This is a genomic window from Breznakia blatticola (assembly GCF_004365815.1).
Taxonomy (GTDB): domain Bacteria; phylum Bacillota_I; class Bacilli_A; order Erysipelotrichales; family Erysipelotrichaceae; genus Breznakia; species Breznakia blatticola.
Genome location: NZ_SODD01000042.1, coordinates 1 through 21045 on the forward strand (window position 1 = coordinate 1; position 21045 = coordinate 21045).

General features: G+C 34.1%; 18 protein-coding genes. 16 read left to right on the top strand and 2 right to left on the bottom strand.

The window, feature by feature from the left end; all coding sequences use genetic code 11:
* A partial coding sequence (locus EDD63_RS11610) for a hypothetical protein (RefSeq protein ID WP_481748725.1) occupies positions 1 to 263 on the top strand: 263 nt, incomplete at its 5' end.
* 19 nt (positions 264 to 282) lie between these two features.
* Here EDD63_RS11610 and EDD63_RS09495 read toward each other — a convergent pair.
* On the bottom strand, positions 283 to 861 hold the full coding sequence (locus EDD63_RS09495) for a helix-turn-helix domain-containing protein (RefSeq protein ID WP_134170826.1): 579 nt from the start codon (positions 859 to 861) through the stop codon (positions 283 to 285).
* 845 nt (positions 862 to 1706) lie between these two features.
* On the opposite strand from EDD63_RS09495, the gene EDD63_RS09500 reads away from it, so the two are divergent.
* The 3 genes from EDD63_RS09500 to EDD63_RS09510 all read left to right on the top strand — a co-directional run bounded on the left by EDD63_RS09500 (position 1707) and on the right by EDD63_RS09510 (position 4914).
* The gene (locus EDD63_RS09500) at positions 1707 to 2171 is read left to right on the top strand and encodes a DUF3788 family protein (RefSeq protein ID WP_134170829.1); all 465 of its coding nucleotides are present in this window, start codon (positions 1707 to 1709) and stop codon (positions 2169 to 2171) included.
* A gap of 344 nt (positions 2172 to 2515) precedes the next feature.
* Positions 2516 to 3343, top strand: a complete 828-nt coding sequence (locus EDD63_RS09505; RefSeq protein ID WP_134170831.1) for a PRD domain-containing protein — start codon at positions 2516 to 2518, stop codon at positions 3341 to 3343.
* A 158-nt stretch (positions 3344 to 3501) separates the two neighbouring features.
* A complete protein-coding gene (locus tag EDD63_RS09510) occupies positions 3502 to 4914 on the top strand; it encodes a PTS transporter subunit EIIC (protein ID WP_134170833.1) in 1413 nt (470 codons plus the stop codon).
* A 52-nt stretch (positions 4915 to 4966) separates the two neighbouring features.
* On the opposite strand, the gene EDD63_RS09515 is transcribed toward EDD63_RS09510, so the two are convergent.
* Positions 4967 to 5965, bottom strand: a complete 999-nt coding sequence (locus EDD63_RS09515; RefSeq protein WP_134170835.1) for a LacI family DNA-binding transcriptional regulator — start codon at positions 5963 to 5965, stop codon at positions 4967 to 4969.
* Between the two features lie 89 nt (positions 5966 to 6054).
* Between EDD63_RS09515 and EDD63_RS09520 the strand changes: the two genes are divergently transcribed.
* From EDD63_RS09520 to EDD63_RS09575, 12 genes are all read left to right on the top strand, one after another.
* Positions 6055 to 7539 carry an alpha/beta hydrolase domain-containing protein gene (locus EDD63_RS09520; RefSeq protein WP_134170837.1) on the top strand — a complete coding sequence of 495 codons (1485 nt, stop codon included), beginning with the start codon at positions 6055 to 6057 and terminating at the stop codon, positions 7537 to 7539.
* Positions 7527 to 9125, top strand: a complete 1599-nt coding sequence (locus EDD63_RS09525; protein WP_208318321.1) for a glycoside hydrolase family 140 protein — start codon at positions 7527 to 7529, stop codon at positions 9123 to 9125. The genes EDD63_RS09520 and EDD63_RS09525 overlap by 13 nt, the downstream gene beginning before the upstream one ends.
* A complete protein-coding gene (locus EDD63_RS09530) occupies positions 9112 to 10512 on the top strand; it encodes an L-fucose/L-arabinose isomerase family protein (RefSeq protein WP_134170841.1) in 1401 nt (466 codons plus the stop codon). Before EDD63_RS09525 ends, EDD63_RS09530 begins: the two co-directional genes overlap by 14 nt.
* A gap of 1 nt (position 10513) precedes the next feature.
* Positions 10514 to 11332: a transketolase gene (locus EDD63_RS09535; protein ID WP_134170843.1), complete on the top strand. Its 819-nt coding sequence runs from the start codon at positions 10514 to 10516 to the stop codon at positions 11330 to 11332.
* Positions 11329 to 12255: a transketolase family protein gene (locus tag EDD63_RS09540; RefSeq protein WP_134170845.1), complete on the top strand. Its 927-nt coding sequence runs from the start codon at positions 11329 to 11331 to the stop codon at positions 12253 to 12255. Before EDD63_RS09535 ends, EDD63_RS09540 begins: the two co-directional genes overlap by 4 nt.
* On the top strand, positions 12252 to 13703 hold the full coding sequence (locus EDD63_RS09545; protein WP_134170846.1) for an FGGY-family carbohydrate kinase: 1452 nt from the start codon (positions 12252 to 12254) through the stop codon (positions 13701 to 13703). The genes EDD63_RS09540 and EDD63_RS09545 overlap by 4 nt, the downstream gene beginning before the upstream one ends.
* A gap of 9 nt (positions 13704 to 13712) precedes the next feature.
* Complete coding sequence (locus tag EDD63_RS09550) at positions 13713 to 14966, top strand: glycoside hydrolase family 140 protein (protein ID WP_134170848.1); 1254 nt, start codon at positions 13713 to 13715, stop codon at positions 14964 to 14966.
* A 195-nt stretch (positions 14967 to 15161) separates the two neighbouring features.
* The gene (locus EDD63_RS09555; protein WP_134170851.1) at positions 15162 to 15728 is read left to right on the top strand and encodes a hypothetical protein; all 567 of its coding nucleotides are present in this window, start codon (positions 15162 to 15164) and stop codon (positions 15726 to 15728) included.
* Positions 15729 to 15821: 93 nt separating this feature from the next.
* Positions 15822 to 16562 carry a MerR family transcriptional regulator gene (locus tag EDD63_RS09560; protein ID WP_134170853.1) on the top strand — a complete coding sequence of 247 codons (741 nt, stop codon included), beginning with the start codon at positions 15822 to 15824 and terminating at the stop codon, positions 16560 to 16562.
* Positions 16563 to 16595: 33 nt separating this feature from the next.
* On the top strand, positions 16596 to 17771 hold the full coding sequence (locus EDD63_RS09565; protein ID WP_166667609.1) for a M28 family peptidase: 1176 nt from the start codon (positions 16596 to 16598) through the stop codon (positions 17769 to 17771).
* A 218-nt stretch (positions 17772 to 17989) separates the two neighbouring features.
* On the top strand, positions 17990 to 19306 hold the full coding sequence (locus tag EDD63_RS09570; RefSeq protein ID WP_134170857.1) for an RsmF rRNA methyltransferase first C-terminal domain-containing protein: 1317 nt from the start codon (positions 17990 to 17992) through the stop codon (positions 19304 to 19306).
* Between the two features lie 282 nt (positions 19307 to 19588).
* Entirely contained in the window at positions 19589 to 20878 is a 1290-nt protein-coding gene (locus EDD63_RS09575; RefSeq protein ID WP_134170859.1) for an adenylosuccinate synthase, read from the top strand.
* Positions 20879 to 21045 lie beyond the last annotated feature (167 nt).

The window sequence follows — 21045 nt, forward strand, 5'->3', positions numbered from 1 at the left end:
CTTCAAGTTATAATTCCGAAAATTCATCAATTGCAATTCCGATTTTTTATCACTTGGTTTTCCGTTTTTTCTTCAAGTTAATTTTACAATTTACACTAATTACTCTTTATATTGTAGGATGGGCAATTTCTCTGCTTGATTTCAATTGCTATTTTTTATCTTTTTTAGTAATTGTGTTGGTCTTAACGAACTTTGCAAGCAGAATAAAAGCAAAGAGATTTGTATGGAATGTTATCGCATATGATTTGAGTGTGAGAAATTAAAAATCTAAATAAAAAGATATTAATTAAGCTGGCTTCTTGTAGCCATACTTATATCAATACCTTTTTTATTTGCGATTATAACTTCTAAAGATAATCCATTTCTCACACCTTCAGATACAATCTCATTGAGTTTTAGCAAACTGACTTGATCATACTTTAATCCTATTTTAGAAATAGATATAGTTTCTTTATAATCTTGGTGAGCTAAGTGATGATTATAGAAAAATTTCGGAGATTTACATTCTTTTCTATCTGAACAGGCATTACACACATAAGGAAAACGTGTGGTTCTTTTGCATGTAGGTGTTTCACAAAAAATAGTGCAGAAGTCACTGCATTTATGGTATGAGCAAAATCTACAAAATCCATTTTGACAATCAGTGCATAAATGTATGGTCTTACAACGGAGTTGGTTACCATAGGGATTTTTAGCATTCTTTCTTACATCCAAGATTATATGTTTATAGATTTCGTTTTTAATGCCTCGAGGATCTTTAGCAATCGAATTAGCGATATCGATTAGCTTTGCATCTTCGTTAAGTAGTGTTTCGATAGACAAACGTTCTTTGTCTGATAAGTGTTTGTATTTATTAGTCATGGTATAGGCTTCCTTTCAAAGAAATAAAGGAAGAATAAACCTAGAGTATTATACTTGATTAATAGTATGAAATGATAGAAATAATATATAACTACATAAAAAACGGACCTTTGAATTAAAATAAGACAAAAGCGGACTTTTCAAAAATAATTGAGGAATTCGTGCAACTTTTGAATATTTAATTAAAGTGTTTGACATTCTGTTTTACATAAAGTAAAATTCATGCAAGTAGAAAAACAATTACGTTTTGCGGAGGGATATCATTAGATATCGCTCTATTTTTTTATTTAAAAACTAGATATCATTTTTTTCTTAATATTTCTTTTTGTTCTAGTAACATTAAGTTATCAAATAAAATAACATATTGATTTATTGACCAAACGTCATATGATGTATTTGTATGATGGTTTGGATAATCAAGTATGAGTTTGTGGTAATAGAATGTTACTTAATTAAATTAAAAAAAAGATGTGTTGAAGTGAAAAACATTAAATTGTAGTTTTAAAGACTGTGATTTCGAAGTAAATGTCAGTGTACATTGCAATAGACAATCCGTTAGGCTGACACAATTTTAAATGAGCATCTTATTTAAAACAAATATAAACAAATTGGACTACATATTGAAAATATAATTTCTAGTGAGCTGTTGGATTAAAAAGGAACTGCAAAATTATTTTAGTTAGTTTGACAGAAGGTAATAGGAAGATATCTGGAAGAAATTGCAAATGAAACTTCATAAGTCGCAAAAAATGCGACAGTTCAAAAAGAGATGGATATTTATATAGGGAGTTAGAGATAATGTTATAATAGATTTAGTTAGGCGTTGAGTCATGAAGGGAGATTGTATGGAAAAAGTAATCCAACAATTATTGCGTGATCCGAATATAAAACCAACTGATGAATTAATTGCTGATGGTTTAGGAGAAGCAAACAATGCATATAAAAAGTTTATTGACGATTTAAAAGAGCAAAGCGTATTTCTTATGGATTGGCGATTTTATAATGATGGTAAAGCTTGGCTTTCTAAAGGTGAGTACAAATGGATAACAAAACGAGGAACAAATAAAGTGAAACCTATCTTTTGGCTATCTATATGGGAAGGGTTATTTAAAGTGTCATTTTTCTTTGCTGAAAAAACTAGAGATGATTTAATGCGATTGCCTCTTAGTGAAGATACAAAATCACTGATCAAAAACACAAAACCACATGGAAAATCAATGCAGTATTTATCTGTTGTTTTTGAAGTTGGGAATGACACTGTTCTTAATGATATTTATACATTAGTAAAGTTTAGAAAAGAGAAAATATAATTATACAAACAAGTATGTAGTGGTGTTAATAAAGAAATGTTTACATGAGTCCAAAAAAAGATGGGCCTGCTGAAGAAGTACTTATTAGACAAAACTTGATTGCTCAATAAATACAGAAACAATGGATATATAATCATCATCAGATGTAATTTGAAATGAATCACGTGCATTTTCTAGCATATTTATCATAGATTAAGCACGTTGAACTTAATTACTTAAATATCACCTAATTTAATATGAAAATTAAGTAAAATTAACTTAAATTAAGTTGACAACGCTTTCATAATTCATTATTATAAGGGTGTGGTCATGAAAAGAATGGAAAAGGTGTAGGAGTAGAAAGCATGAAAGTGATTCGAAATATCAATAACAATGTCGCTGTCTGCGTTGATGACAACAATCATGAAGTTATTGCGTTTGGAAAAGGAATCGGCTTTCAAAAAGCTCCATATGAGGTTTCATTAGATAAGATTGATCAAACATACTACAACTTAGATTCACACTATATCGCTTTACTTGATGAATTGCCTGCTGAGATTATGGAAGTTACGACGGAAATTGTTAAGAAAGGTAGAGCATATCTACAAGTTGATTTTAATAAGAGTTTCTTCTTCACGTTGTGTGATCATATACATTTTGCAGTTGAAAATGCTAAAAAGGGGCTTGTGATAAGTAACCCTATGGTAAATGAGATTCAACATTTATATGATAATGAAATCTTACTAGGAAGATGGGCAATTAAACACATTGAAAAAACAATGTCCGTAAAATTGCCAGAAAGTGAAGCGGGTGGAATTGCATTACATTTTATTAATGCGATGCAATCAAAGAAAACCACAACAGAAAAAGATGAAATTGAATATTTTGTTGAAGATGTTACAAATATCATCGAAAGTGAAATGAATCTGATTGTAGATCGAAGCGACTTTAGTTATTCGCGCTTTGTGACACACTTAAAATACTTGTTAAAACGTTCAAAGAACTTAGATAAGGCAAGTTCTGCAAATGTTGCAATGTATGAACAAGTGTTTCAACAGTATCCTGAATTAGCGGGAACTGTTGGGAAAATTAAAAACTATATTATGAATGAACTACATATAGAACCAAGTAAAGAGGAACTTCTATATTTGATCATGCATATCAATCGACTTTGTGCAAAAGAAGGATTGTAACCTTAAGAGGGCTTTACCTGATGTACATAGACAGAACTGTTTTTGTTTTGTCTTTGTGTATCAGGTTTTTATTTTAGCTTATACAGAATGATATGCGCGCAACTCCATTCTGTTAGCATATAGAAAAAAGAGAGTATATAAGAGAGAGGAAAAATATTATGGCAAAATATACAGAACTTTGTAATCAAATTCTAGAAAATGTCGGTGGAAAAGATAACGTATCAGGTGCAGTACACTGTATGACTAGATTGCGATTAAATGTAAAAGATCGTTCAAAAGTGAATGTAGAAGAAGTTAGAAAAATTAAAGGAACTGTAGGGGCTCAGTTTTCAGGAGATCAGTTCCAAATTATTATTGGGCAACATGTCTCTGATGTGTATCCAGAATTTTGTAAGTTAGCAGGAATCAGTGCAGCAGATGCAATTGATGAAAATTTAGATTCAGAACCATTTAGTTTAAAAGCAGTTCCATCTAAAGTATTAGATTATGTATCAGGATCTGTAGCACAAATCATTCCAATTATGATGGGTGCTGGATTCTTCAAAATGTTCTATGCAATCTTAGGACCAGATTTAATGAATGTAATGCCTAATGAATCACAATTCATGCAAATGCTTTATTTAGTAGGAAACGCAGGTTTTTACTTTATGCCAATATTTGCTGCATGGGGTGCTGCGAAAAAGTTAAATACAAGTATTCCAATTGCGTTGCTTTTAGGAGCATTGCTTGTTGACCCTAACTTTATAAATATTGTAGCAGCTGGTGAACCATTTAATGTATATGGATTTATTCCAATGCAATTAAATAACTACACACAATCATTAATTCCAATTTTATTATCTGTTTGGGCGTTGAAATACGTTTGGAGATTCTTAAACAAAATTATGCCTAGTGCGATTAAGGTTATTGGAGTTCCATTTGTTGCGGTTGTGATTATGGTACCACTTATGTACTGTGGACTAGCACCTATTGGAAACTGGATTGGTGAAGGAATCGCTATTATTGTAAATACTCTATACGATGTTGCTGGACCATTTGCGATTGCATTTATTGGAGCATTCTGGATGTTCATGGTGGCAACAGGTATGCATATTGCAGCAATTCAAATTGCATTTATTAATATTGCTACCTTAGGATATGATCCAATCGTACTTGCGGGGTCAAATATTGCAAACTATGCATTAATGGGAATGATTGTTGCATACTTTATTCGTACAAAAAATGAAGAAAAACAAATGGCTGCAGCAAATATGATTACTCTACTTGTTGGTGGAATTTCAGAGCCAACCCTATTTGGAGTACTACTTCGTAATAAACGTGCAATGATTGTACAAGTTATTGGTGGATTTGTTGGTGGCCTTGTTGGTGGCCTACTAGGTGTTGCAGTTTATACACTTGGAGCAGCCAACGTACTAACTGTTCTTCAATATGCAGGAGGACCTGGATCAAACTTTGTGAATGCGTGTATTGCATGTGGTGTCGCATTTGTGGTTGCTTTAGTTGTTGGAGTTGTTATTGGCTTCAATGATGATAGCAATGGAGAAGGATTCAAACTGTTCAAAAAGAAGTAATGTAATTACCTATGGATAGAAAAAAGGTTCAAGATGTTACTTGAACCTTTATTTATATCGAATTGCGAAGTATAAGTTCCGTATTGATTTCAATTTTTACATGCATGTTGTCATGGTCACGAATAGAACTCAATAGACGTTTCGCAGCAACAACACCCATGTATGATTTTGGAACATGAATTGTGGTAAGCGGTGGATCTACATACGTTGCATAAGGAATGTTATCAAAACCGATGATAGATACATCTTCTGGTACTCGATATCCTTTTTCCTTTAAAGCACGCATTGCACCAATCGCAATTTCATCATTATCTGCAAAATAGCATGTGGCAATGGGTTCGTTATGATTCAAAATTTCTAACATGTCTGCATACGCTCCATCAAGAGATGGAGATAGATGATGAATAATCGATTTTGATGTTGGCATAGAATTCTTGCGAACGGCATTAAAGAAGCCGAGAGTACGCTCACTAAAGTTGACGATATTCTGTGTGGAATGTAAATATCCAGGTTGTTCATGTCGCTTCTTAATTAAGTAGTCAGTTGCGGTTTCCGCACTATCCACGTTATTGATGGTTACACAATCTGCATTCACATTTGGAAAGTAAGAATCAAGTAACACTAAAGGAATATCAAGTTTCTGAAATGGTTCAAAGTCATCACGTGACATGGTTGTTCCTAACAGAAGGATACCTTCAAAATTGTAGGATTGAATGGATTTGATTTTTTCATGAATATCATCGAGATCGTGTATATGAAGAGCAAAAAGCTGATACCCATTTTCCTTGATGACTTGTTCGACACTTGTTGCAAGTTCAGTAAAAAAGGGTGTATCAAATACAAAGTTCTTATGAAAGAAAATAAATGCGATTGTGTTAGAGCGAAAGTTCTTTTGATTGATTCGCGTAAAATCATATCCCATTTCTGTAGCTACATCGATAATTTGATGTCGCATCTCTACACTAACGCCGGGTTTATTATTAAGTGCCATTGAGACAGCAGCTGCAGATATCCCCATCTTCTCGGCAATTTGTTTCGCTGTTACTTTCATTTGAATCCTCCTAGTTGTAATTCAATTATAAAGTAAATTAAGCAAAATGTAAGAGTATAAGTGAAAATTAAGTAAAAAGGAGTTAATACATGATTAAACAAATCAAAGAAATTCCCATCACCAATGATAGTTATCCTTTTGCAAGTGCAAGTCGATATCTAGATCTTGATGCATATGGGTATGTAGAAAAAGAATATTATATCGACGGTCTAGCGAATGTATATGAAAGTATAGGGAATACAGGTGAAGTTCGTGTTGCATATGAAAATGTTGCATACCGAAATCGTATCATCGTTCGAGCACCAAAAGAAGTAACGAAAGCAAGCGGTAATGTTGTAATTGAAATCATAAATCCAACCTCATTTATGGAAATTGATCGAATGTGGATTTTAACGCATGAGAAATTCATGCGTGATGGAGATATCTATGTTGGAATTACTAGTAAACCGAATACTATTGCCAAGATGGTTGCATTTGATAAAAAACGATATGAAAGTCTACAATGGCCAAATCCACGAGAAGATGTAGAACTGCCATTTACAAATGAACAACTACTTGCAAGTGGGTTACTTCCAGATGTAAATATTGAATATGAACCTGGTTTGTTTTGGGATATGTTGAGTAATCTTGCTTGGATGCTTAGAAGTGATGATGTACAAAATCCTATTGCTACGTATCCACATACATATGTGTACTTAACTGGATGGTCAAAATCTGCATGTTATGTATTTCGATATGTAAACAGTTTTGCATATCGCAAAGAAGTCGCAAAAGATTCGCAAGTATTTGATGGTTATCTTGCAGGTGGTGGAGTGCGCTCAATGGTTGTTCCTGTGAATCAATATGAATCATTATATGCATATGATTATCGACTCAAACGTGTAGAAAAGGTAAAACAACCTTTTATATCTATTCAAACAGAAAGTGAAAATGGCTGGTTTGATGCGTTTCGTACGAAACGTCAGGACAGTGATCATCCAAACTTCTTATATCGTGAATATGAAATTGCTGGTGCTAGTCATGACACGATGTTTAGTTATGTGGATTACTACAAACAAGATGAAGATTTAAAACGAATTGATATGTTACCTAAGTATGATGCAAAACATGCATATGGCAATAACTACCCATCACAGTTTGCATTTGCAGCAGGATTTAAGAATCTATTTCGTTGGGTTCGTGAAGGTGTTGGACCAGCAAGTTGTATGCACATTGCAATGGATGAACAAGGAAATAATCGTAAAGATGCTTTTGGAAATAGTATTGGTGGATTACGTACATGTTTACTAGATTATCCAACTGGACAATATGGTATTGCTAGCACAATTGAAAAAGGAAAAAGTTTCTTAGATGCAACAGCAACAACGAATCCACTATTTGGATACGAACAACCATTTCCTGCCAGCATGCTTGAAGTGTTATATCAAGATGCAAAACAGTATACTGCTTTATGCAAAGAACATACAAAAGAACAAGTATCAAAAGGATTTATCTGTAAAGAAGATGAAGAAGCACTTATTAACTTTGCGGTAAATCTAGCAATAGAAAGAGGATTACCAATTTGCAAAAAGTAGAAAGATATCGAACAACTATTTTGTCTTTTGAAAGCAAAAAGGAATATGCGAATCCATTTTTGGATTGTATCATCCAAGCAACTTTCACTGGGCCTAATCAAGAAACCATTGTTCGTGAAGCATATTGGGATGGTGCAAACACATACAAAATTGCCTTTGCACCTACAATGGTAGGAACTTGGACATATCAGCTACAAGCAAGTGAAGATAGTGGATTGCATCAATACACTGGTGAAGTAATCTGTGTACCATATGAAGGAAATCTATCTATTTACAAACATGGGTTTGTGAAAGTCAGTGATACGAAAACCTATTTTACATATGCAGATGGAACCCCTTTTTTCTGGTTAGGTGATACGCATTGGGAATTTGCCTATAAAGAATCTTGGGATACATCCAATCACCCGAAAATGAATAGTATGTTTAAAGGCATGGTAAATCGTCGAGTAGAGCAAGGATACAATGTGTATCAAACCAACTTGCGAAGTGATGCAATGATGGGGTTTGAAAAAAACTATTGGCAAGAAAAAGATATTCCAAATGTGCAATTCTACCAAGAAGAATTGGATCGTAGAATGTACTGCCTAGCAGATCATGGAATTGTAAATGCATTAGGTTTGGCATGGTTTATGTCAATTGAAAACAATGTGGATACATATAAACACTTAGCACGCTATATCATTGCACGTTATGGTTCTTTACCAATGATATGGACACTTGCTGGTGAGGTTGGTGGATATGATAAACAAAGACAACCTTTCTATATTGAAAATTGGCGATATGTCGCTAAAGAAATACAAAAGTATGATGGATATCACCATCCACTAACTGCACATTATACAAATGAACGTCCTTTTGCTTCATATTATCAAGATGAGGAATGGCTTGATTTTACACTTAATCAAGCAGGACATGGAGACTATGTAGTAAGTATTGATGACTATCATGAATTTCTAAGTAAACATAGAGATATGCCATTTATTGAAGGTGAATGCTTTTATGAATTTTGTTCGACGCTTGAAGAAAACGGTCCAAGATTGTGTAGTGCAGATATGATGCGACGTGTTGCATATGTAAGTATCCAAGCAGGTGGCTGTGGATATACATATGGGGCACAAGGAATTTGGGATTGTGTATATGAAAAAAATCAACCCAATACGATGTCGCTATTTAATCGCTATGACATTACATGGTATGAAGCAATCGATGGTATCGGAGGATATCAAATGGGCTACATGAAGAAATTTTATGAGCAGCAACAATTTTGGCTACTTTCACCATATAAACAAGAAAGCGAAATCATCAAAAATCCATTTGGGAAAAAATTGCCTGCCGTAAGTATGAATAAAGAACACACACATTATGTTCTATACTACAGTGAATCTACACGAAAAAGTGGAAATCTAGAAGGGCTTAGTAATGGAGCGTATATCTTGGAATGGTTTAACCCAAGAAGCGGTGAATATGAAATGAAAGAAAATGTAGAAATAGAGAATCATACATTTAGCATACCAACCAAACCAGATACAAATGACTGGTGCTTGGTATTAAAGAAGAAGGAAGAACACACGTATGAAGAAAATTAAACTTGGTTTTGCACCTACAAGAAGAAGTATATTTTCAGCTCCAGCAGCAGAACAATATGCAAATTTAACAAGAAAGAAATTAGAAGAACTACAAATTGAATTTGTCGATATTAAAGAATTTAGTAGTGATGGATTATTGCATGATGATCGTGATCGAATAGAAATCGAAGCATATTTCAAACAAGAAAAGATTGATGGTTTATTTGTGCCACATGGAAATTTTGGAACCGAATATGAAGTTGCTCGACTTGCTAAAGCACTAGACGTTCCCGTTTTATTATGGGGTCCTAGAGATGAAAGACCAAATGAAGAAGGTATTCGTCTTCGTGATAGTCTATGTGGATTATTTGCTACAGGTAAAGTATTACGTCGATTTCAAGTACCATTTACATACTTATGTAATTGCGATTTAGATGATCCTGAATTCGAAAGAGGAATTAAGAATTTTATTGCGGTGTGTAATGTTGTAAAAGCATCTAAAGATATGCGCATCTTACAAATAGGACCACGTCCATTTGATTTCTGGTCAACGATGTGTAATGAAGGAGAATTATTAGAAAAATTTAATGTACAACTTGCACCAATTCCTTTACCAGAACTAACAAAAGAAATGAACTTGGTAAAACAAGAAGAAACGGAAGTAGAAAAAACCATTGCATATTGTAAAGAGAACTTCAATATCGCTATTACAGATGAACAATTGGAAAATGTAGCAGCTTTGAAAGTCGCAATGCGCAATCTAGCAAAAGCGTATGGATGTCGTGCAATCGCAATTCAATGTTGGAATGCATTACAAGATGAAATTGGAATCATGCCATGTGCAGCAAATAGTTTGCTAAATGAAGAAGGATTACCAGTTGTTTGTGAAACTGATATTCATGGAGCAATTACATCAATATTGGTTGAAGCAGCAGGCATGGATGAAGCAAGAAGTTTCTTTGCTGATTGGACCGTTCGTCATCCAGATAATGATAATGCTGTTCTGTTGCAACACTGTGGACCTTGGCCTATTTCATGCGCTGCATGTAAACCAACGATTGGTTATCCGCTAGCATTCTCTTATCCTGGAACTGTTGAAGCACAAGCAAAACAATCTGACATGACACTTTGCCGTTTTGATGGTGACAATAGTGAATACTCTTTACTGCTAGGAAAAGCAAAAGGAGTAGAAGGGCCATATACAAAAGGAACCTATGTGTGGGCAGAAGTAGAAAATTGGAAGCGATTAGAAGCAAAAATCGTGGAAGGACCATATATTCATCATTGTGTAGGAATTCATAAAGACATTGTGCCAATACTATATGAAGCATGTAAGTATATCGGAATTACTGTTGATCTATATGATGAGAATGAAGAAGAAGTAAAGGCATATATACGAGGTGAATAAAATGAATGAATTAAAGAGAAAAAGTTACGAATTACGAAAAGATATTATTGAAATGATGTATGCATCAAAAGCAGGACATGTCGGAGGGGACTTAAGTGTTGTAGACATTTTAACTGTACTGTATTTTGAAATTATGAATATTGATCCAAAGAATTTTGAAGATCCAAATCGTGATCGTTTCTTATTAAGTAAAGGGCATTGTGCAGATGCATTATTTGCAGTATTAGGAGAACGTGGATTTTATGATAAACAAGAAGCAATCCAAACATTTTCAAAGTATAATTCAAAGTTTATTGGACATCCTAATACCGAAGTGCATGGAGTAGAAATTAACTCAGGATCACTGGGTCATGGCTTATCTATTGGTGTTGGTATGGCGTTAGCTGCCAAAATGAATGATCAAGAATATCGTACATATGTCGTACTTGGAGATGGTGAAATGGCAGAAGGTTCTAACTATGAAGCAATGATGGCTGCTAGTCAATATCACCTAGATAATTTATGTGCCACAATCGATGTAAATGGATTACAGATTAGTGGAACTACAGATGAAGTGATGTCCACTGCTTCACTAGCAAATAAATTTGCTGATTTTGGGTGGCATGTAATTGAAGTAGCAGATGGAAATGATTGTATGCAATTAGTCGATGCGTATACACAAGCGATGCAAATGAAGGAAAAACCAACAGTAGTGATCGCTCATACAGTAAAAGGCAAAGGTGTCTCTTACATGGAAAATCAAAAAAGTTGGCATCATGGTGTGATGAATGAAGAGCAGTATAAACAAGCCATTCGTGAAATTGAGGAGGTTCTAGCATGAGTACAATAACAAATCGACAAGCTATCTGCGATGTATTGGTGGAGCAAGCAAAAAATGACAAGGATATTGTCGTGGTGTGTTCTGATTCACGAGGGTCTGCATCACTTGCAACTTTTGCATCAACATATCCAAAACAATTCGTAGAAGTCGGCATTGCCGAACAAAATCTTGTTGGTATTTCAGCAGGACTAGCAAGTTGTAATAAAAAAGTATTTGCAGCATCCCCAGCAAGTTTTATTAGTACACGTAGTTATGAGCAAGTGAAAGTTGATGTTGCATATTCAAATACAAATGTCACACTTATTGGTATTAGTGGAGGAGTCAGCTATGGTGCACTAGGGATGACACATCATTCATGCCAAGATTTTGCAGCGATGTGTGCACTTACTGGAATGCGTGTATATTGTCCAAGTGATCGCTTTCAAACGACAAAACTTATGCAAGCATTACTAGAAGATGATAAACCAGCATATATTCGTGTAAGTCGCTCAGCAACCGAAGATGTATATGATGAAACGATTGATTTTCAATTTGATAAAGCAAACGTAATTCAACAAGGGACAGATGTTGTATTGATCGCATGTGGAGAAATGGTACCATATGCCAAAAAAGCAGCAAAGCAGTTGGAAGCATTAGGTATTTCCACTGGACTCATTGACATGTATTGTTTAAAACCATTTGATCAAGAAACGTTATTCGAGCAAACAAAACAGGCAAAACTTGTGGTCAGTATTGAAGAACATGCACCTCAAGGAGGACTTGGTAGTTTTGTTGCTCAAGCATTATCTATGCACCAACCAAAACGAATGATACAATTATGTTTACCAGATGAACATTTGATTTCAGGAACAAATAAAGAAATGTTTGCATACTACGGATTGGATGAAGATGGGATTGTTAAAGCAGTCCAAAATGCATTATGAGTTACATTCTAAGCATTGATCAAAGTACGCAAGGAACGAAAGCTATACTCTTTGATGATAAAGGAAATATTGTAAAACGTGTTGATAAAGCACATCAACAGTTGATTGATGCAAATGGATATATTTCGCATGATCCAAATGAAATCTTTGATAATGTTGTAAGTGTAGTTTCTGATGTGATTGCACAAAGCAAAATTGATGCAAATACAATTCAAGCAGTAGGGATTAGTAATCAAAGAGAAACAACAGTTATGTGGGATGCAGATGGTCATACATTAGCAAATGCTGTGGTATGGCAATGTTCAAGAGCAAGTGAAATTGCCAAACGATATGAACCGTATAAAGACGATATCTTTGATATAACAGGTCTTGTATTATCACCGTATTTTCCAGCAAGTAAGATGCGTTGGTTAATTGAATATGTGCAACCACAAGCACCATACTATTTTGGTACAATGGACACTTGGTTAATTTACAAACTAACCAACCAACAAGTATATAAAACGGATGCATCGAATGCATCAAGAACACAGTTGTTTGATATTCATACAGGAACTTGGTCGAATTACTTATGTAATTTGTTTGAAATTCCTAAGCAAGCATTGCCTGAAGTTTGTGATAGTAATGCATGCTTTGGGTATACAGATTTCGTCGGATTACTAGAAAAGCCGATTCCAATATGTGCAGTTATGGGGGACTCGCACGCATCACTTTATGGGCAAGGTTGTCATGCGCAAGGACAAGTAAAAACAACACTAGGTACGGGTTCATCAATTATGATGAATATTGGAGATAGTTATAAAAAAAGCACGAATGGTCTAACGACATCACTTGCTTGGAAAATTGATGGAAAACTTGAATATGTTTTTGAAGGAAATGTTAATTATGCTGGTGCAGTAATTACTTGGCTTCAAAAGGATTTACAACTTATAGATGAACCAGATGATACAATAGAAGCAATAGCAAGAAGTAATCCAGATGATGAAACGATTCTTGTGCCCGCTTTTTCTGGATTATCTGCACCATATTGGAAAGAAGATGTTCGTGCATTATTTTATGGGATGAGTCGTACCACAAAAAGAAATGAATTAATTAAAGCGACTGTAGAAAGTATCGCTTTTCAAATAAGTGATGTTCTCCACGCGATGGCTAAAGATAGTGGGTTGCATTCATTAGAAGTAAAAACGGATGGTGGGCCAAGTAAAAATCCATATCTCATGCAATTTTTAAGTGATATGGCACGTGCCACTGTCTATGTATCGAGCCAAGAAGAACTATCCGCTATTGGTGTTGCGTATATGGCAGGAATAAAAATGGAGATATATCATAAAGAAACGATCTTTTCTAAGCAAACTTACAAAATATATGAAACGAAAATGGAAATATCATTATGGAAGCAATACATGGATCGATGGAACCATGCAATAGCGGTCTTATTACATACATAGGAGGAGTATATGTTAACAATTTCAGAGAATAAAAAAACACTGTTGAAAGATGAAAAACCTTTCTTCTATTTAGCAGATACATGCTGGTCAGCATTTACAAATATTACAGATGATGAATGGGATTATTATTTGTATAAACGAAAAGTACAAGGATTTAATACCATTCAAATAAACATTCTTCCACAATGGGATGCATCTGCAACGGATTTGGTATATGAACCATTTGTTGATCATGATCCATATCAAATCAACGATGCATATTTTGAACACGCAAAAGAAATGTGTAAAAAGGCAAAAGCACAAGGATTTGAACTTGCACTTGTTGTATTGTGGTGTAATTATGTACCAGGTACATGGGCATCAAATTTTATGAAGGACCATATTTTACCATTTGATTGTTTGGATGGATACATTACGAAGGTTGATGAAACATTCTCAGAGTTTCAACCAATGTATGTCATTAGTGGAGATACAGATTTTGAAACCGATGAGACGATATCGTATTATGTAAAAGCAGCAGCTACATTGAAAAAACTTGCTCCTAAGTGCTTATATACAACACATATCAAAGGACGTTATACATATATTCCAGAAAATCTATATGCATATTTAGATTTCCTATTTTATCAAAGTGGTCACAATGCACAGGATTTATCCATGCCATATTCTTTAAGTGAAACTATGCAACAAACATATCCTGACAAACCATTAATTAACTCTGAACCATGTTACGAAGAAATGGGGTATTCTCGTCAAATGTATGGACGATGGACACGTTATGATGTGCGTCGTGCCGCATATGTAAGTGTACTATCTGGTGCATGTGCAGGTATAACATATGGAGCAGGAGGGATTTATAGCTGGCATAAAGTGAACAAGAGTTTCGCTAAATTTCTTGGAGAAGGATTTGATGATCCAAAATCGTGGGAAGAAGCGATGGCATTTCCAGGTGCTTGGGATTACGGGTATCTTAAAACAATGCTAGAAAACTTAAATATACAAAGTCTAGAAGCACGACAAGATCTTTTGCTAAATGACACAAATGATATTCGCGTAGCTAAAGCAAATAATGGAATATATCTTGTCTATGTTCCTTGTAATACAAAGGTACGTTTAGATTTAGATTGTAGTGCGTACAAACTGCAAACCATTGATTTAGAGAACCGATTTGTTGCAAATACAGCATATGAAATCAAAGAAGGAAAAACGATTCTAGCAATACATCCATTCCAAGATGATGTGCTAGTTGTTATTAAAAAATAAAAGTAAAAACATACGATAGAGTAGTTTTGAACAAATTTAGGTATATAAGATCTGCAAAAAAATGTAGATCTTTTTTATATGACACGTATAGGTATTTTGCATGGTTGTTGTTATACTAAAGTTATGAAGACTCAAAACCAATTAAATAAAATTTGTATATTTAGTGAATCTCATGAGTTCTTGTGGGAGAATTTCTTGCGTCGAAATCCTGTTTTGAAAATAGATTTGGATACAAATATAAAAACATGTTATCCAAGTTCGTATTATGTAAATGGAGTTGAGTATCATATTCCATATCGCATTGGCTATGAAGTAAAAAAACTAAAGCACTCCAATACGCATGAAAAAGTGATTGCATACTGTCTTATGAGTCGACATCATAATGGATTTGTGCGAGAGAAATATCTCAAAAAATTACTAAAGAAAAAATATTTTCAACAATATCCATTTGTAGTAGCGTATGTGCTGCGTCTTGTTGGTGAGTATGTTGAAGAAATATGGGATGTTGTATACGAACATAAACATTTGTTTGATAATGAAACAACAAGAGTATTTATTTATGAAAATGATCGGTTCATAGATAAGATGTTTCAAAGAAGTTACTCATATTTTAGCAATAATCGTTTTGGTGAACCCTTTAAGAAACGATATCTAATGAATCCGATAATTTGTAAAGGACCTTTGCTGAATGGATCTTCCAATTATAAACTATTATCATATGTAGTAAGTCTTAAACAAGTGATATATCGAGAAGATATATAGTATTCGTGCAATCATTATTGAGTTTACATAAATAGTGTAAAAATAGGAGTAGAATATGTTGCTAGAAATTTACATGATATAATAACTGTACTTATGAAAACGTATAAGACAAATGAACTAGCAAAGCAATTTCAGATTCATGCAAATACAGTTCGCTTGTATGAGGGACAACACTTCATCAGCAAAGCAAAAAGATTAAAAAATGGATATCGTCAATTTGATGAAATCCATTTTTGGCAGTTATTCATTTGTCGAAAGATATTTGAGTTTCCTTACTCCAATTCAAGAATCCGCAAATCTGGAATTGACATTATTTATGCAAGTGGTTCACAGAAAGTTGAACTACTTGATGAAAAACTTGCGGTATATCGTTCTATTATCTTAGAAGAATTGCAGAAAGCACAACGTGCAAATCAGCTTCTTCTAGATTGGTTGAACGACCAAACAATAGAAGAAGAAACGCATTATTATACACGTAAAGAAATTGCGTCGATATTAGATACAACTAAAGAAACTGTTCGTAATTGGGAGAGAAATGATCTAGTTCAGACAACCCTTCTAGAGGATCCACAGCAACGTTACTTTAATGAAGAAGCATTGAAACGTTGTAGAATTATTTATCTACTTCGTCAAGTTGGTTTTAGTATGCATGCAATCTATCAATGTCTTCATGCATTAGATACGAATGATGCTTCATTAAATCTTTCTAAGGAAGAGGCTTTTTCTGCAGGAGATCGCTGGTTAATTGAACTAAACTCACTTTTTAACTCGATTCCTTCATTAGAAGAAGCAGTTGATAAATTAAAAACCCTACACTTGCTCACCAACCTGTAATCTATTGATATAGTTGTATCAGGAGGTATGTCTATGACACAACTAACAAAACATATAGAGGCGATTATTAAGGAAAGAGCATGTGGTAGTGAAGCAAATAATGAGGTTGTTCACTACATAAAACAACAAATGGAAAAAACCAGCGACTTTGTAGAGAGTTTTCCTTTTGACTGTATGATATGGAAGAAAGAGTATTCTTTTGTGAATCTAGATGGAGAGAAACTAGAAATCCTTGCCAGTCCATTTTCAAAAGGAGTACACACAACCGGAAAACTATGTAGTGTATCTACAATTGAAGAATTGAGAAACTGCGATATGAAGGATTGTATTGTATTAGTCTATGGTGACTTAGCAAAGAATCCGATTTCCGCAAAAGACTATCCGTTTTATTATCCTGATGAACATAAAGAAATAAATGATATCTTTGAATCAAGAAAACCAAAAGCAATTCTCGCGTTTACTGGACAAGCATCAAACTGTGGATTGCATCCATTTCCATTATTTGAAGATGGAAACTTTGAGATTCCTTCTGCATATATTGAAGAATCAAAGGTATCTTTATTTTTATCTCACTTAAATGAATTTATCGAAATTGCAATCAACTCACAACGATTACCTACAACATCTTCTCAACTAGTTGCAACGAAAAAAGGAAATAAAGAGGATTTAATTGTTGTATGTGCACACATGGATTCTAAAGATGATACAGATGGAGCAATTGATAATGGAAGTGGTACACTTGTGTTATTAAGAATGTTAGAGTTATTAGATGGAATTTTAACTTCTCACACCATCCAGTTTGTCCCTTACAATAGTGAAGAAGCGTATCACGCAGGTGGTGAATTAGCTCATCTAGGACAATTGAAAGACAAGAAAGTAGCCTACGTTTTAAATATAGATACTCCTTGTTTTAAAAAACGCAAAAGTGAGATATCACTGTTTAATATCGATAGTCAGTCTAAAATGATTACAGATGTTGTTTCTAAAGAAAAACAATTATGTATTGGAGAACCTTGGTATGCAGGTGATCATATGCCATTTGCGATGCAAGGGATTCCTACCTTAGCTGTTATAGTGGAAGGCTTCAATAATGAAGGTGTTTTCTATACACATACAAAACGAGATAACAAAGAATTACTTGATGATAAAATCATCGAAGAAGTTTCAACATCTCTTGTAAATCTGTTGTTAGCAATTGATAGTCTATAATTATCATTCATCTAAATATTACAATTCAATTAACAAATCCTACTTAATTTAAAACTTGAGTAGGATTTTCTTTTTGTGTTAAGAAAAGAAAACATAATGTAAAGGTTAAAAGTAGAGATAGAGGACATCTATGGTATGCAAGTATAATGAAAAGAGATGGAGAGTTGGTGTAAAAAAATATTGCACTGTTTTTTTGTTTTTGATATATTATTTCCGTTATGAATAAGACTTTTTTAGATCGAATGCAAACCTATTTAGGCGACGAATATGAAGCTTACATAGCTTCTCTTGAAAAGCCCTTATATAAAGGAATACGAAATAATACGCTTAAAGATAGTAAAGATTTGCTGGAACAAACATTTCAATTAGAACCATCAAAGTTTAATGAAGATGGATATTCTACATTAGAAGATATTAGTGGAAATCACCCATTGCATAAGATGGGCTGCTTCTATATGCAAGAGCCTTCTGCAATGTCGGTTGTGCAAATTGCAGATATACAAAAAAGAGATTGGGTTCTTGATATGTGTGCAGCTCCTGGAGGAAAAAGTACACAAATTGCATCGAAACTTCAACATACAGGATGTATAGTTTCCAATGAGTATGTAGGAAAACGAGCAACAATACTGATGTCCAACCTTGAGCGGATGGGTGTTGGTGAATGTATTATAACCAATGCTTCAACCAAACAATTAGCTGCAGAATTTATGGGGATATTTGATAAAGTAATCGTCGATGCTCCCTGCAGTGGTGAAGGTATGATGAAAAAACATGATATTGCATCTCAGGAGTGGAGTGAAGCAAATGTACTTGCATGTGCGAAGCGACAAAAAGATATTCTTGAAGATGCCTATCTTTGCGTAAAAGAAGGCGGTGTGCTTGTATACTCTACATGTACATATGCTAAAGAAGAAAATGAGCATGTTGTGGATGCCTTCTTAGAAGCACATCCAGATATGGAATTACTTGCAATAGAAGAATCATTTGGTCGTGAAGGATATGATACACCTCGAGTGAAAGGTGCATATGTAAAACGTATCTTTCCAATGGATGGTGGAGAAGGTCACTTTATTGCAAAATTAAGAAAAAAGGGAACACAGGAAACAAAGAAACTACATTTGTACAAATCTATACCGTTACCAAAAGAAGTAAAAGCGTTCTTGATGGATCAAATTGGAGATATCGATTTCTACTGTTACCAAAGAAATAATCATGTGTATATTAAGAAGTCACCATTTATTGACTTGGCAAATATACATGTACTACGGCAAGGGATTGAAGTTGGTGAAATAATAAAAGGACGTCTAGAACCACACCAACACTTCTTTATGGCAGCAACATTACAAAATAAGTTTCAACATAAGATAACCGTAACAGAAGAACAGTTATCTACATTCCTGCAAGGGAATGTATTGTCGATACCTTGTGAAAGAGGGTATGTGGCATTGATGTATAAAGGGTATGCTGTTGGATTTGGAAAAAGCGATGGTAAACAAATCAAGAATAAATATCCAAAAGGATTGCGTATTCGATAACCGTAAATAAAAATAGGTAAGACTGTCGAAAGTAAATAATATATGATAAGGGATCTCGTATCCCTTTTTGTATTTATGTATAAAAAGTAGACACTATTATATATAAGGATAGGATTTGTTTAAAATTTGAGGATAATGTAGGTGCTTTTACATGTAAAAACTGTTATCGCTTACATGGAATTTTTTTAGTATTGTTATACATTATTGTAAAGTTTTGTATTATAATACCCATGTACGATCGAGAAAGGAAAAGTATACATAGTAATGTATACAGGTAAATGAATGGCAGGCTATGTTGTTGTTGGAACCCAGTGGGGTGACGAAGGTAAAGGAAAAATCGTAGATGTACTTGGAAGTCAGGTTGACTTAGTAGTACGTTTCCAAGGTGGAAATAATGCGGGACATACAGTAGTAGTTGAAGGAAAGAAACATATTCTTCACTTATTACCTTCTGGAGTATTACATGAAAATGCAGAATGTATTATTGGTCCAGGAGTTGTTGTTGATCCTTTTGTTTTTCTAGAAGAAGTTGAGTTATTAGAAAAAGGTGGAATTAGTAGCGACCACATTTACATCAGTGAACGAGCACACTTAATCATGCCGTATCATATTGCACTTGATAAATATCAAGAAGAATATAAAAAAGATAATAAGGTAGGAACAACCAAACGTGGTATTGGACCTACATACGCTGATAAGTTTACACGTATTGGATTACGTGTAGGAGATCTAAAAGATTTCGAGTCGTTTAAGAAAAAGTTAGCATTCACTCTAGAAATGAAAAATCTAGAGATTACCGAAATGTTTCACAAAGAACCATTTGATTTAGATGAAATGATTTCACAATTTGAAATGGTCCGTGAAAAATTACTTCCTCGTATGATTAATGCAATGGTAGTTGTAAACAAAGCACTTGAAGATGATAAGTTTGTATTATTTGAAGGTGCACAGGCAGCTATGTTAGATATAAACTATGGAACGTATCCATATGTAACAAGTTCATCACCAACAAGCGCAGGTGTTTGTGAAGGTGTTGGAGTATCGCCAAAAAAACTTGATCGTATTGTTGGGGTTGTAAAAGCATACTCAACAAGAGTTGGTGAAGGACCATTTGTTACTGAACTACTTGATGAAAAAGGTGACTACATTCGTGAGAACGGACAAGAATTTGGAGCAACTACAGGAAGACCTAGACGCTGTGGTTGGTTAGACTTGGTTGTTGTAAAACACGCATGTACAATTAATGGACTTACCGATTTGGTAATCACCAAAATTGATATCCTAAGTGGACTAAAAGAAATCCCTGTATGTATTGGTTATGAAATCGATGGTGAAATCATTGACTACATTCCTGCAAGTGTTGAAGATGTTGCAAAAGCAAAACCAGTTTACGAAATCTTACCAGGATGGGATGAAGATATTAGTAAATGTCCTACTTGGGAAGAACTTCCAGCAAACTGTCGTGCATACATTGAAAAGATTGAAGCATACACGAAAACACCAGCATCTATGATTTCTGTAGGACCTGGTAGAGAGCATAACATTTATCGTAAAGACATTATTGAAAAATAAGCTTAGAAGTAACCAGACGGTTACTTCTTTTGAATTCATATACCGATTTGGTTATAATGTGTTATATAAAGTATAGATAGCTAACTATATTAAAATCAAGTAGTTTTATGAAAAAGTTTGAAAATAGATTATTTGATTTATATCAATAGTGAAATAAATGTAGATCT

Excerpts from the sequence above, each read along its gene's own strand:
- EDD63_RS09560 (WP_134170853.1), top strand. The coding sequence starts at position 15,822 with ATGAAAACGTATAAGACAAATGAACTAGCAAAGCAATTTCAGATTCAT.
- EDD63_RS09530 (WP_134170841.1), top strand. The coding sequence starts at position 9,112 with ATGAAGAAAATTAAACTTGGTTTTGCACCTACAAGAAGAAGTATATTT.
- EDD63_RS09495 (WP_134170826.1), bottom strand. The coding sequence starts at position 861 with ATGACTAATAAATACAAACACTTATCAGACAAAGAACGTTTGTCTATC.
- EDD63_RS09565 (WP_166667609.1), top strand. The coding sequence starts at position 16,596 with ATGACACAACTAACAAAACATATAGAGGCGATTATTAAGGAAAGAGCA.
- EDD63_RS09570 (WP_134170857.1), top strand. The coding sequence starts at position 17,990 with ATGAATAAGACTTTTTTAGATCGAATGCAAACCTATTTAGGCGACGAA.
- EDD63_RS09515 (WP_134170835.1), bottom strand. The coding sequence starts at position 5,965 with ATGAAAGTAACAGCGAAACAAATTGCCGAGAAGATGGGGATATCTGCA.
- EDD63_RS09505 (WP_134170831.1), top strand. The coding sequence starts at position 2,516 with ATGAAAGTGATTCGAAATATCAATAACAATGTCGCTGTCTGCGTTGAT.
- EDD63_RS09545 (WP_134170846.1), top strand. The coding sequence starts at position 12,252 with ATGAGTTACATTCTAAGCATTGATCAAAGTACGCAAGGAACGAAAGCT.
- EDD63_RS09575 (WP_134170859.1), top strand. The coding sequence starts at position 19,589 with ATGGCAGGCTATGTTGTTGTTGGAACCCAGTGGGGTGACGAAGGTAAA.
- EDD63_RS09520 (WP_134170837.1), top strand. The coding sequence starts at position 6,055 with ATGATTAAACAAATCAAAGAAATTCCCATCACCAATGATAGTTATCCT.
- EDD63_RS09500 (WP_134170829.1), top strand. The coding sequence starts at position 1,707 with ATGGAAAAAGTAATCCAACAATTATTGCGTGATCCGAATATAAAACCA.
- EDD63_RS09510 (WP_134170833.1), top strand. The coding sequence starts at position 3,502 with ATGGCAAAATATACAGAACTTTGTAATCAAATTCTAGAAAATGTCGGT.
- EDD63_RS09540 (WP_134170845.1), top strand. The coding sequence starts at position 11,329 with ATGAGTACAATAACAAATCGACAAGCTATCTGCGATGTATTGGTGGAG.
- EDD63_RS09550 (WP_134170848.1), top strand. The coding sequence starts at position 13,713 with ATGTTAACAATTTCAGAGAATAAAAAAACACTGTTGAAAGATGAAAAA.
- EDD63_RS09535 (WP_134170843.1), top strand. The coding sequence starts at position 10,514 with ATGAATGAATTAAAGAGAAAAAGTTACGAATTACGAAAAGATATTATT.